Below are 12547 nucleotides of genomic sequence, written 5' to 3'. Positions count from 1 at the left end.
AACCGTGTTGCGCACCGGTCTGTTCAATCACGATCTGCCCGGAATGCTCATCTGCCTGCTGGTGGAAGCGGGCCTGGCGTTCTGGTTGATCGACTGGCTGCTGGATGGGCCCGTGCGCATGGTGGTGATGATCCTCGCAATCTTCGCCTATGCCACCGTGGTGATGAGCGGTACCGATCCGTTGACCTGGCGTTGGTGTCGGCCGCGATTGCGGGCGCGCCTGCTGCACCATCGCGATCTGGTGCAGGTTGCGGAGCAGGATGGTGATGGGTCGCATCGTGCCTGGGTCGATGACTGTCGTGGTGGCCATGTAACCGTGCGCCCGGAGCATGATCCGCTGCGTCTGGAGACTGTTCCCATCGCGCGAGTCGTTCGCATAGTCGGCACTGCCGGAGGAGGGGGAGCATGAGTGGCGAACGCGAGGGTGTGATCCGTTACCAGTGTCGCCTTGACCGGCGAGCGCTGCCTGATGATGCTGCGGCACTCGCCGAGATCAATCGCTGGCGCGAAGACATGCTGCGCCGTGGCTGGATGGGGCGGGATCCTGGCCGTTACGAGGGGCTTGGGTTCGGCAACATCAGCCTGCGCCGGGCGGACGGTTTTCTGGTCTCGGCAACCCAGACCGGCGGGCTCCCGACCCTCGCCATGACCAACCTGGCCCTGGTCACCGGGGCGGAGCCGCACCGCAACCGCCTGACTGCGGTGGGCCTGGCCGAGCCTTCATCCGAGGCCATGACCCACGCCGCTGTCTATCTGGCAGAGCCCGGAGCCGGCGGCATCATCCATGTTCATGCGCCGGCGCTCTGGAATGCCGCGTCGACCATCGGGATTCCGGTGACCGCCGCCAGTATCCCCTATGGCACGCCGGAGATGGCGGCCGCCATCGCGGCGCTGGCGACGGCGGGCCACCATCTCATGGCCATGGGTGGGCACGAGGACGGCCTGCTTGCCTGGGATGACACCCTGGAGCAGGCCGCGGCGCATCTCATCCATGCTGCGGAGACGCCGAGCGCCTACCGCTGATTGCCGAAGGCCTTCTCCATCTCCCGGCGGAAGGCGATCGCCGGGTCGTCAGCGTTGTAGTCCACGTCCGCCCAGGAAACCACCTCTCCGGCACCCACCGCCCGCTTCATGCGCATGTTGTGGGCCAGACCGATGGGCAATGCGTCCAGGGTCGACGAGCGCCGCGCCGGCAGCAGCTTGCCCCAGACTGTGGCGCCGCCCTCGCCATCCAGCATGTCTCCGGCGGCGAGATCGCGCTTCGCCGTGGCCACCACATCGCCGCGCCAGTTGGTGGAAATGCCGGTGGGTTCGCCACGTAGCGCCACACTGGCCACCGAGATGCCGAGTTCCAGGCCGATCAGGTGGTAGGGCTTGTACATGGCGGCGTAGCGCCCCGTGCTGTCGGTGTGCAGGCCGTATTCCCGAAAGCAGCGGCGCACGTATTCATCCGGTGCTTCGAATACCACGTACACGCCCCAGCGCAAGTCCCGAAAAACCGGCCGGCCATCCCGCTCGATGCTGGAGACCACTTCCACCACACCCTTGTTGGGCATGCGTCCACCATCAGCACTGGGGCGCAGTATGTGGGGCAGATCGTCGACACCGCATGCCGGGAAGAGCAGACCGTCGTCCGGCGGTGTCAGGCCGGCTGCATTGGCCACGGCCGCCATCTCCAGCCCGGACTTGGTGCCGTCCAGGAAGGAGTTGAACATCTGCGGATTCATGCCACCGGCCTTTGCGTCCTCGGGAGACAGGCCGTAGTGACCCCAGACGGTGTCCGGCGTGGATTGATGGTAGATGGGCAGATACTTGGTGCCCTTGCCGGCCGCTACCACCTCGAAGCCGGTGGCCCGGGCCCAGTCAACCAGCTCGCAGATCAGTGCCGGCTGATCGCCATAGGCCAGTGAATACACCACGCCGGCGGCGGCCGCCTCGCGTGCCAGCAGTGGTCCGGCCAGGGCGTCGGCTTCCACGTTCACCATCACCACATGGACGCCGGCGCGAAAGGCCGCCCGCGCGTGGCGGATACCGGCGGCGGGGTTGCCGGTGGCCTCGACCAGGACATCCAGCCCGTCGGCGTTGATGAGCGCATCCGCATCCTCGGTGATGTGGGTGCTTCCCTGGCTGAGCGCAGTCGCGAAATCCGCCGCGGCATAGCGCTCTCCGGGCCAACCCACCCGCTCCAGTGCATCCCGGGCACGTTGCGCGGAGAGGTCCGCCAATCCCAGCAGATGCATGCCGGGGGTGCGTTGTACCTGGGCCAGGAACATGGAGCCAAACTTGCCGGCGCCGACCATTCCCACGCGTACCGGTTTATCCTCGGCGGCGCGGGCTTGTAGCAGGCTGGTCAGATTCATGGTTTTCTCCTCGGATTGTGGCGCCGTCTTTGCGGCTTTCTCGTTGCCTGTTCATTGCGGATGGGGCACGGCGATTGTGCGTGTTTCGCCGTCACGGTCAATAACCAGTATCAGCGCCGTGCCAGGCTGCTGCCGGTCGAGCATGGCCAGTAGGTCCTGCTGACGGTGCAGTGTTCGGCCGCCGGCGCGTCGGAGATGGTCGCCGGGCTTCAGTCCTGCAGCGTCGCCGGTGCCGCCCTCCATGACGTTGCTGACGACCAGTCCCTCGCCGCTCTCCTGCAGACTGATACCCAGCCGCATGGCGGAACTGCGCGTATCCAGCATGCCGCCATCGACACCGAACAGGGCGTCGGCGATGGGCGGGCCGTCGGCAGGGCAATCATCGTCGCGCATGGGTAGCAGGGTGGCGATGCGCTGGATGCCCAGATCGCGTAATTGGTGAGGCACGCCATGCCCATAGTCCAGGTGGCCGCGACCGATCAGCGCAACAACGGGGCCGTCGGCCGATTGCACTGCATCGGCGAGCCGCTCGGCCATGGCGCGATCCCAGACACTTTGTCCGCGGATGAACATCTCCAGGTAGTCGTCCCGGTCCATGCCCGGCGGCATGGGGTGGTTGTCCAACTGCGCCGAAAGACGATCCCGATAGGCCTGTGGAATCTCTGCCGGTGGTCCAACCTGTTCAAGGTCGGTGTCCTCCAGCGCGTCCCAGCCTTCGCGGCTGACCCGTCGTACCGTTTCCCCCTCGGCGTTCAGGGCGTGCAACGGTCGCTGGTGCATGCGCGCGAATTGGAGCACGGGAAGATAGAGTCGGGACGGATAACCCCAGACGGAGAACCAGTCTGCTTCATCCAGCAAGGCTGCGTCATCCAGCTCGCCGGCCAGCCAGCGATCCAGCACCGGCTGACGGCTGGCGGGGAGCATTTCCAGCCCGATCTCAAGATCGGGATGACGGCCATGCAAGGCGGCCAGCGTGTGGAGCTGCCAGCGGTGATCCTCTTCGCTGTCATGGAACTCCCCCAGCAGAATCACCTGGGCGTTCCCAGTTTGGTCCAGAACTGCCGGCAAATTGACTGGTTCGGCCTGTCCGGGAACAGTCCATTGCCCTGGAGCCGGACAGGCAAGCGTCCGAGGAGTCTCGTCGTGGGCAGTCGGCAGACTGCTGCATGCGCCGGCCGCCAACGCCGCGGCTGCGAGCAGCATGACTTCAAGCAGGCGTCGGGCAGGGCTCATGGCAAGACTCCGTTGCGGTCATGCAGACCGCAACGGTAGCACTGCGGCGGACCTGCGGCGACGCCTGTCAGCCGGTCCGGGCAATGAAACGAACAACCTTGCCGCCGGTGTTGGCGTCGATGACCTGCGGCCTGCAGGGCTGCTCGAACCGTCTCCAGAGCAGTTCCGCCTCGCGCAGGGCCGAGTCGGCTGCGGCCTCCCTGACCGGGCCAAAGCCGCGAATGGTCCGCGGCAGTGCGGCAATGGTCGTGGCAATGGGGAGGGTGTCGGTGGTGGTCTGGGCGAACAGGCGCTCCAGCCATTGCTCGTAGGTTGCGAGCAGGCGCCGATCCAGGCGTCGGTCCGTGCTGTAGCGGAACGGGTCGAGCCACGAGTTGCGCAACCTGCTGCCGGCGGCCACGAGCCGCAGTACAGGCAGTAGCCAGGCACCGAATGTTCGTTTGCGAGGTCGACCCGTGGCCGGATCACGGCGGCTGATGAGTGGTGGTGCCAGGTGAAACTCCAGCTTGCCACCGCTGAACTGCCGCCGCAGATCGGCGATGAATGCCGGTCTGCTGAGTTGGCGGGCGACTTCGTATTCGTCCTTGACCGCCAGCAGGTGCAGATACCCCTCCGCAACGGCGATGGTGAATGCCTCGCTGCCTGGTACCAGTTGCTGCTCCAGGCGCCGCGCCCGGTCGACCACGCGTGCGTGGCGATCCGCCAGCGCATCGTTCTGATACGCCAGGAGGTGATCACGATGCCGCCGCAGACGCTCGTCGAGACCCTCGTCGCCCCCGGGGTTCTCTTTCAGTCCGGCCGTGGCCATAACCTCCGCGGGGCGTTGCGCTGCCTGGCGGCCCCAGTGAAATGCGGCCAGGTTGCGCTCCACGGCGGTGGCATTGAGGCGGATGGCTTCCTCCAGGGCCTTGCGTGAAATAGGAATCAGGCCCAGTTGCCAGGCGATGCCGAGTAGAAAGACGTTGCTCGCCGCCGTGTCACCCATCAGCGCCTCTGTCAGGCGGTTCACATCCAGGGTGTAGAGAATGCGGACGGATTCACCCAGGCGGCGCTCCAGCAGGGACACCGGCACACCCTTGTCGCCATCCTGGGTGAAAGCGCCGGTGACGGACTCATGGTGATTCACGACTGCGCTGGTGCGGGTCGGGTCCATGCCCAGCAGCGCGTCGCGCCCCGTCGCTACCATCAGATCGGCGGCAATGACAAGATCCGCCTGACCGACGCTGACCCGTGGGGCGTGTAACTGTGAGCATTGCGCGGCAATCTGCACATGGCTGGTGACGGCGCCAAACTTCTGGGCCAGTCCCGCCTGGTCCAGCGTACGACTGGCCAGACCGTCGATGTGGGCGGCCATGCCGAGCAGCGCCGAGGTGGTGACCACCCCGGTGCCGCCGATGCCGGGAATCAGGATGCGCCATGGCCGCTCAAGTGAGGGTAGCTTCGGCTCTGGCAACGGACCGAGGACCGACGCATCGAGCCGCTCGGGGCTGTGCAGGCCCGCGCCGCGCAGGCTGACGAAACTGGGGCAGAAACCGTCCATGCAGCTGTAGTCCGCATTGCAGCTGGACTGGTCGATGGCGCGTTTGCGACCCCACGGTGTGTCCTTGGGAACGATGGACAGGCAGCCGGATTGTCTCCCGCAGTCCCCGCAGCCCTCGCAGACTGCTTCGTTGATCACCACGCGTCGAGGTGCCTGCGGCAACATGCCGCGTTTGCGCCGGCGCCGCTTTTCCGTGGCGCATGACTGAACGTAAATCAGCACGCTGACGCCGGTGGTCTCACGCAGCTGCTGTTGCGTGGTTTCCAGCTCCGAACGATCCCGCGGCTGGATCTCCGCTGGCAGGCGGCCGCGATCGAACTGCCCGGATTCGTCGCTGAGCAGTTCGATGCGGCTCACACCCTCTGCCCGAAGTTGCGCCACCGCTCGGTAGATGTCGGGGTTACCCTCGACTGCCTGCCCGCCAGTCATGGCCACGGCATCATTCCAAAGCAGCTTGTAGGTCATGTTGACCCCGGCGGCAACGGCCGCGCGGATGGCCAGGATGCCGGAGTGGAAGTAGGTGCCGTCACCGAGATTCTGGAACACATGGGGCTCGTCGGTGAACGGTGCCTGGCCGAGCCAGTTGGCACCCTCTGCGCCCATATGGGTAAACGTCTCGGTGCGCGGCTGGATCCACTGCGCCATGTAGTGGCAGCCGATGCCCGCCAGGGCACGACTCCCGTCTGGCACCCTGGTTGAGCGACTGTGCGGACAGCCCGAGCAGTAGTGTGGCACGCGCACATGACCGCCGTTGCTCCGGTCGGCGTCCTGCTCGCGCTCATTGAGCTGACGCAGGCGGCGCTCCATGTCCGCATCCACGTAGTAGGGTCGAAGTCGGCGGGCGACCACGCGGGCGATCTGCGCCGGTGACAGTTCCAGCGTTGCCGGAAGTTGCCAGTTGCCCTGTTCATCCCGCTTGCCCGTAATTCGAGGCCGCAGACCGTCGGGCAAGTCGTAGAGGACGTCCTTGAGCTGATCTTCCACCAGGCCGCGTTTTTCCTCCACCACCAGGATTTCGTCGAGCCCCCGGGCGAAGGCCCTAAGGCCGGTGGGTTCCAGCGGCCAGGTCATGGCGACCTTGTAGACGCGCATGCCGATCATCCGTAGCTTGCGCTCGTCCAGCCCCAGTTCGTCCAGGGCCTGCATCAGGTCCAGCCACGATTTCCCCGTGGTGACAATGCCCAGGTGCGCAGCGGCGCTGTCATGGGTCGTGGTGTCGAGTTGGTTGGCCCGGACGTAGGCCTGGGCGGCGGCCAGCTTGTATTCGAGCAGGCGGGCCTCCTGCGCGAATGGGGTATCCCTGCGCCGGATGCCGAGCCCGTCGCTGGGTATGGCGAAATCCGATGGCAGGATGATGCGCGGTTCGTCCGGATCCAAAGCCAGGGTCGCGGAGGCGTCCATCTGCTCGGCAAGGGCCTTCAGTCCGACCCAGCAGCCACTGAAACGGGACATTGCCCATCCGTGCAGGCCATAGTGCAGCAGTTCGCCGACACCAGCTGGATTGAGCACCGGAATGCCCGCCGCCATGAAGGCGTACTCGCTCTGGTGGGGCAGGGAAGAGGATTTACAGGCGTGGTCGTCGCCGGCAACGGCCAGCACGCCGCCATGGGGGCTGGTCCCGGCAAGGTTGGCATGCTTCAGGGCATCACCGCTCCGGTCCACCCCCGGCCCCTTGCCGTACCAAAGGCCGAAAACCCCCTGGTAGCGCGCGGCGGGAAACAGCCCCACCTGCTGGCTGCCCCATACTGCTGTTGCCGCGAGATCCTCGTTGAGTCCGGGTTGGAAAGTAATCTGATGCCGTTCCAGTTCGTCGGCGGCGGCCCAGAGCAGCTTGTCGTAGCCGCCAAGCGGCGAGCCGCGGTAGCCGGAAATGAACCCCGCCGTATTCAGGCCGGCAGCCCGGTCGCGGCGTTGCTGTACCAGTGGCAGGCGCACCAGCGCCTGCAGTCCACTCAGGAAAATGTCGCCGCGCTCGGCGCTGTACTTGTCGTCAAGATTGATGCGTCGGGTTGCTGTCGAAGTCGTCGCCATTGCTTCACTCCCGGATCAACGGGTCCATGGCCAGGCGTCGGCAGGACGCATGGTCGAGTTGGAACGCGTATGGGAACGGTGGCTATCCGACCGGTGTGGGCAGGGCAGGGGTCATGGCAGTCCTCCTCCAGCGGGATCACCGCTGTGTTCTTGGTCGCCGCGTGCCCGGTTGGGGCCGCAGCCGGCTTTTCAGGCTTGGCTGATGGCCTCACCTGATCATCAGTATACTTCCTCCGGGCGCGGTAGTCCTGTGCGATCCGGAATCTTCCCTGTGGCGCCTCTCGATGGTGCTGGCGTCAGCCCCCTTCGCTGTAGCATGCTTGGCTTCTCGGAGTGTCAAGGTGAGTGGCGGCGGCCAGGGATAACCATAAATCAGTTGTGTGGCGGGGGTGGATTTTGGAAGTCCTGGGGATTACCGATGAGCTGACCGGGCTCTATAACAGACAATACTTCATGCACCGGCTGGCCGAGGAGGTTGAACGCGTGCGACGCTACGGCGGCGCATTGACGTTGATTTCTCTTGCGCTGGACAACTACGAACACATGGTGGCCAACGACGGCCGCAACAAGGCTGACACCGCGTTGCAGCAGATGGCAAAGGCGCTTGCCAGCCGTACCCGTACTTCGGACATACGCGCGCGGGTGGAAGGTGGCCGGCTGATGATCGCCTGCGTCGGCACCAGCCTTGCCCAGGCCTCCTGGCTCGCCGATGCCCTGCGCGGCGCATTGCCGGCTGTGAGCGCGCCTGTTTCCCTGCCCATGACCTGCAGTTTCGGTGTCACTGAAATGGTGGATGGCGACACCGCCGGTGCGCTGATCTCCCGGGCCGACAAGCTGCTTGCCGAAGCCATCGAGGACGGCGGAGATGCCGTGATCTGTTGAGCAGACGCTGGTCCCGGGTGTTTGGCGGAGCCGCTCGGGAAGGCGTAATCGGCGGTTAAATATGGGTTTTTTGAGAATCGCGGCTATCTGCGGCATCATATGTGCCCCCTGCCGGGGCTGATGGCCGCCCTTGTTGTGAACGTTCCTCTTCTATAGTGAGGGGCGGCGGCCTTGGAAACCCGGCGGCCAGAACTTGAATTCTTGGTTTCGGGTACAGCCCGTCAAACACACAACAATGTGGAGAACTGCCATGGGAAGAGTAGCTCTGGTTACAGGTGGCACGCGTGGAATCGGCGGTGCCATCTCGCGTGGTCTCAAGGCTGCCGGACACACGGTTGCGGCAACCTATCACGGCAATGACGAGGCGGCGGAGGCGTTCCGCAAGGAAACTGGCATCGCTGTATTCAAATGGGATGTGGGTGACTTTGATGCCTGCCAGGCTGGCCTCGAGAAGGTTGCCGCCGAGTTGGGTCCCGTCGAAGTGCTGGTCAACAATGCCGGCATCACCAAGGACGGCATGCTTCACAAGATGGCTGCAGACCAGTGGAACGCAGTGATCCAGACCAATCTGACCTCGGCCTTCAACATGTGCCGCGCCGCCATCGCCGGTATGCGTGAGAGCGGATTCGGCAGAATCGTGAATATCGCGTCGGTGAACGGCCAGAAGGGTCAGATGGGGCAGACCAACTATGCCGCCGCGAAGGCCGGCCTGATCGGTTTCAGCAAATCCCTGGCGCTGGAGACCGCAGCCAAGGGCATTACCGTCAACGTGGTGGCTCCGGGCTACACCGAGACGGATATGGTGGCTGCGGTACCGCAGAACGTGCTGGACAAGATTGTTGCCCAGATCCCCGTGGGGCGTCTTGGCCAGGCTGATGAAATCGCCCATTCCGTGTGTTTTCTCGCCAGCAAGGAGGCCGGCTTCATCACAGGCGCCACCATCAGCATCAACGGCGGCCAGTACATGGCCTGAGTCTTACCCCTGCAGAGTACTGAGCCCGATGGCGGAACCGATGACCGCCATCGGGGTCAGTGTCGTCATCGCTTTACCGCGCCACCGCGAGCCCCCGACCCATGCAATTGATGGCAAGCGCCCGCCTGCGCCGCCTTGTCGGCACGCTGCGCTCGATCTGCATCTACTGGCGGCCGGGCCGCCAGCGCGGGCTGCGCCAGCTTTACTCCGGGTTCGTTCGCGCGGGGGATCTGGTGTTTGACGTGGGTGCGCATGTGGGCGACCGCACCGTTGCCTTTGCCGGGCTCGGAGCACGGGTTGTGGCGCTGGAGCCGCAGCCGCAACTGCTGCCGGTGCTGCGCCGCGTCACGCGCAAACTCTGCCGTGTCACCATCCTCACCAGCGCCGTCGGCCGCGAGACGGGGGAGGCGGAGTTGTTGCTGAGCGCCGCCACTCCCACGGTCTCCACCCTGTCCACCGACTGGGTGGACTCGGTGAAACGGGATAATCAGGGGTTTCGCGGCGTGGCCTGGGACGAGCGTGTCACCGTCCCGGTGACCACGCTCGACGCCTTGATCGCTCAGTACGGCGACCCCGTGTTCTGCAAGATCGATGTCGAAGGGTTCGAGGCAGAAGTCCTGGCAGGATTGAGTCGTCCGATTCCGGCAGTCTCCTTCGAGTTCGTGCCGGGTGCCGAGGGCGTTGCAACGGACTGCATCACGCGGCTGGAAGCGCTGGGCCGCTACGAATACAACGTGGTGCGCGGTGAGCAGCGGCAGTTTCTGTTGGCCCAGTGGTGCGATGCGGTCGCGATGAATCAGTGGCTGAAAGAGCAAGCCAGCGGTGGCTCCGGGGACGTCTACGCACGACTTGCTACCGCTTAACCGCCCGCCCGCTCCTGGTCTTCGTCAGGACCCCTCTTTTGCAGGGCTGCATAGCGGCGAAGCACGCGTTGCCGACGCACGGGGGAGAGGCGATCGATGTACAGCTTGCCGTCGATGTGATCGCACTCGTGCTGAACGCAGGCTGCTTCAAGCCCCTCCGCTTCGAATTCGTAGGGCTTGCCGTCCAGGTCCTGGGCACGCACCCACAGCCGGTTATTCCGCGCCTTGCCCTTTTCCTGCACACCGGGCACTGACAGGCACCCTTCCTCCAGTGGCATGGGTTCGCCGATTGCCTCGTATTGCGGATTGATCATGACCCGAAGTGGGCTGTCGCCGACTTCCATCACCGCCACGCGCAGGTGCACGCCGATCTGTACGGCCGCAAGGCCGATCCCATCGGCATCCCGCATGGTGTCGATCATGTCGTCTACCAGCGTGCGCAGCTCATCATCGAACTTGTCGACAGTGCGCGAGCGTTGGCGCAGCCGAGGGTCCGGGTGTGTTACCAATGGTCGTATCATGCGTTGTACGCCTTTGTGCCGTGGTGGTGACGAACGTCGCTGTTCGAGGGTAGTACCATAAGCCGAATCGCTTCGCCAAGCCCGACGTGCCGGCCGTCAGTTCTTCTTGTGTGGTCCCAGAGAGGTGTTTCCATGCCCGAGTTCCGTAATCACGCCAGTCTGCCGAAACCGCAGTTTCCGGGTAGTCATGTGGTCATCGATGACCGGTATGTCTATGTGTCCGGACTTGAGGCGGTGGATATTCCCGGAGGCGATGCCCTGCTGGGCGACGTGCCGGCGGAAACCCGCTTGATCATGGATACTCTGTCGGAGATGCTGGCTGCCGTGGAGTGTAGCCTCGCGGATGTGGTGCGGGTGGATGTACACCTGGCGGATATCGCCGACATTGGCGCCATGGATGCCGTCTATGCCGGGTATTTTCCCGACGGCCGTTATCCGGCCCGCACCTGCACCGGGGCTTCAGGCCTGTTCGGCGGCTGTCGTGTCGAGATCACGATGATGGCGCGCCGTCCCTGACCGCTTCCTGGAGCAGCCCGGCGAGGTGGCGCAGTCCTGGCCCGGCGGACTCCGGATCGGCGTAGACCAGGTAGAGTTCGGCGTACTGTTCGGCGCCGTGCTCCAGTGGCAGGGGTTTGAGCAGGCCGGATTCCAGCTCTTCGCGAATCATGCCCTCGGCGTACCAGGCGAAGCCCAGGCCCATGCAGGCAGCCCTAATCGACGTCGCCTTGTGGCTGACGGTCCAGCGGCTTTCCGTGTCTTCCCGGGCCAGGCCCGGCTGGCGTCGACTGCTGGAATCCCTCACCAGCAGATGGCGATGGCGGCGCAGATCGACCCGGGTTACGGGACGACCCAGGCCATGCAGCGGGTGGGAGGGTGCGGCTGCCGCCAGGAACCGCACCCGGGTCAGGGGATCGCCGAGAAAGCCGGTGGGCACCCGAGAGGCTATGGCCAGGTCGACACGCCCTTCCAGTAACAGCTCGCTGGTGCCGCCAAGCACGGATTCGTAGAGTTCGATGGGCGTTTCGGGGCGTCGTTCGGCGAACTGTGCCAGGCAGCGCAGCAACAGCCAGGTGGGAAAGATGATCTCCACCGCCATGCGAATCCCTGCTTCCCAGCCCCGTGCCAGATCGGCTGCGGCCCGCTCGACCCGTGCGGCTTCCTCCAGCAGCCCCGCCGCCCGCTTGTAAAGATTGCGCCCGACGGGCGTCAGCACCGCCCTGCGACCTTCCAGGACAAACGCTTCGACACCCAGGGTGCGCTGCAGTTTGTTGACCGCATGACTGACGGTGGATTGGGTGCGGTGCAGTTGCTCGGCAGCGGCGGCAAAGCTCCCCGCGTCTACCACCGCGACGAAGGCGCGCCACTGATCAAGGCTGATGCGGGTATCTGATGTCATGGCGGGGCTCGGCAAGGACAGAGGCAACCATTCTATCGATTTAATCGAACGGTTCCCCTGAATTTATTCGCTTTTCTATCGTGGTTGTGAATGTTGAACTGCGGCTATGTCAATCACAGGAGGTTCTTCCATGTCTACGCTGCTACAGATCAACAGTAGTCTCTTCTCCGATGAAGGTCAGTCCAGTCGTCTGTCCAACGATTTCGTGGCGCGCTGGCGTGAACAGAACCCGGAAGGCCAGGTCATCGTTCGGGATCTGGCTGCAGAGCCCATTCCGCATCTCACGGCTGAGCGGCTGCAGGCTGGTCTCACCGCGCCCGAGGAGCGTACGGCAGAGCAGCAGGCCCTGGCTGCCGAAGGTGATGAATTGATCGAGGAACTGAAGCAGGCTGACGTCATCGCCCTTGGTCTGCCCATGTACAACTTCTCCGTGCCGTCCACCCTGAAGGCATGGTTCGACCATGTTGCCCGGGCGGGGACCACGTTCCGCTACACGGAACAGGGCCCAGTCGGGTTGTTGGAGAACAAGACGCTCTATGTCTTTGCAGCTCGTGGCGGCAAGTATCTCGGCACGTCCATGGACACCCAGACAGATCTGGTCAAGCATTTCTTCGGTCTGCTCGGCGTCACTGACGTGAAGTTTATCCACGCTGAGGGTCTGGCCATGGGCGACGAAATACAGCAGCAGGCACTACAGGCTGCCAGGGACCGAATCGACTCGCTGGCAGCCTGAGCCGGCATCCAGGCA

At 64.6% G+C, this 12547-nt stretch carries 12 protein-coding genes; 7 read left to right on the top strand and 5 right to left on the bottom strand.

Going from position 1 to position 12547, the window contains the following annotated elements; all coding sequences use genetic code 11:
• Positions 1-4 precede the first annotated feature (4 nt).
• Both J2T57_RS11985 and J2T57_RS11980 read left to right on the top strand, forming a co-directional pair.
• The gene (locus tag J2T57_RS11985; RefSeq protein ID WP_253478476.1) at positions 5-409 is read left to right on the top strand and encodes a hypothetical protein; all 405 of its coding nucleotides are present in this window, start codon (positions 5-7) and stop codon (positions 407-409) included.
• Positions 406-1023, top strand: coding sequence for a class II aldolase/adducin family protein (locus J2T57_RS11980; RefSeq protein WP_253478473.1), 618 nt, complete (start codon positions 406-408; stop codon positions 1021-1023). The genes J2T57_RS11985 and J2T57_RS11980 overlap by 4 nt, the downstream gene beginning before the upstream one ends.
• Here J2T57_RS11980 and J2T57_RS11975 read toward each other — a convergent pair.
• The 3 genes from J2T57_RS11975 to J2T57_RS11965 all read right to left on the bottom strand — a co-directional run bounded on the left by J2T57_RS11975 (position 1014) and on the right by J2T57_RS11965 (position 7164).
• Complete coding sequence (locus J2T57_RS11975; protein ID WP_253478471.1) at positions 1014-2360, bottom strand: NAD(P)H-dependent oxidoreductase; 1347 nt, start codon at positions 2358-2360, stop codon at positions 1014-1016. The two genes, J2T57_RS11980 and J2T57_RS11975, sit on opposite strands and share 10 nt — an antisense overlap.
• A 51-nt stretch (positions 2361-2411) precedes the next feature.
• Positions 2412-3593 (bottom strand): ChaN family lipoprotein, encoded by a 1182-nt coding sequence (locus J2T57_RS11970; protein WP_253478468.1) that lies wholly within the window; start codon positions 3591-3593, stop codon positions 2412-2414.
• Positions 3594-3660: 67 nt separating this feature from the next.
• Entirely contained in the window at positions 3661-7164 is a 3504-nt protein-coding gene (locus J2T57_RS11965) for an indolepyruvate ferredoxin oxidoreductase family protein (RefSeq protein ID WP_253478465.1), read from the bottom strand.
• Between the two features lie 396 nt (positions 7165-7560).
• On the opposite strand from J2T57_RS11965, the gene J2T57_RS11960 reads away from it, so the two are divergent.
• From J2T57_RS11960 to J2T57_RS11950, 3 genes are all read left to right on the top strand, one after another.
• Positions 7561-8046: a GGDEF domain-containing protein gene (locus tag J2T57_RS11960; protein WP_253478462.1), complete on the top strand. Its 486-nt coding sequence runs from the start codon at positions 7561-7563 to the stop codon at positions 8044-8046.
• A 250-nt stretch (positions 8047-8296) separates the two neighbouring features.
• Positions 8297-9019: an acetoacetyl-CoA reductase gene (gene phbB, locus J2T57_RS11955; RefSeq protein WP_253478459.1), complete on the top strand. Its 723-nt coding sequence runs from the start codon at positions 8297-8299 to the stop codon at positions 9017-9019.
• A gap of 101 nt (positions 9020-9120) precedes the next feature.
• A complete protein-coding gene (locus J2T57_RS11950) occupies positions 9121-9882 on the top strand; it encodes an FkbM family methyltransferase (protein ID WP_253478456.1) in 762 nt (253 codons plus the stop codon).
• Here J2T57_RS11950 and def read toward each other — a convergent pair.
• Entirely contained in the window at positions 9879-10403 is a 525-nt protein-coding gene (def, locus tag J2T57_RS11945; protein ID WP_253478453.1) for a peptide deformylase, read from the bottom strand. The two genes, J2T57_RS11950 and def, sit on opposite strands and share 4 nt — an antisense overlap.
• A gap of 132 nt (positions 10404-10535) precedes the next feature.
• Here def and J2T57_RS11940 point away from each other — a divergent pair, with 132 nt between their 5' ends.
• Positions 10536-10919: a RidA family protein gene (locus J2T57_RS11940; RefSeq protein ID WP_253478449.1), complete on the top strand. Its 384-nt coding sequence runs from the start codon at positions 10536-10538 to the stop codon at positions 10917-10919.
• On the opposite strand, the gene J2T57_RS11935 is transcribed toward J2T57_RS11940, so the two are convergent.
• On the bottom strand, positions 10894-11799 hold the full coding sequence (locus J2T57_RS11935; protein ID WP_253478446.1) for a LysR family transcriptional regulator: 906 nt from the start codon (positions 11797-11799) through the stop codon (positions 10894-10896). The genes J2T57_RS11940 and J2T57_RS11935 overlap by 26 nt on opposite strands.
• Positions 11800-11929: 130 nt before the next feature.
• Between J2T57_RS11935 and J2T57_RS11930 the strand changes: the two genes are divergently transcribed.
• On the top strand, positions 11930-12532 hold the full coding sequence (locus J2T57_RS11930) for an FMN-dependent NADH-azoreductase (protein WP_253478444.1): 603 nt from the start codon (positions 11930-11932) through the stop codon (positions 12530-12532).
• The last annotated feature ends 15 nt before the right edge of the window (positions 12533-12547 follow it).

The sequence above is a fragment of the Natronocella acetinitrilica genome (assembly GCF_024170285.1).
GTDB lineage: Bacteria > Pseudomonadota > Gammaproteobacteria > Nitrococcales > Aquisalimonadaceae > Natronocella > Natronocella acetinitrilica.
The sequence above is the reverse complement of the archived record's forward strand: the minus strand, read 5'-3'. Positions and strand labels throughout refer to the sequence as shown.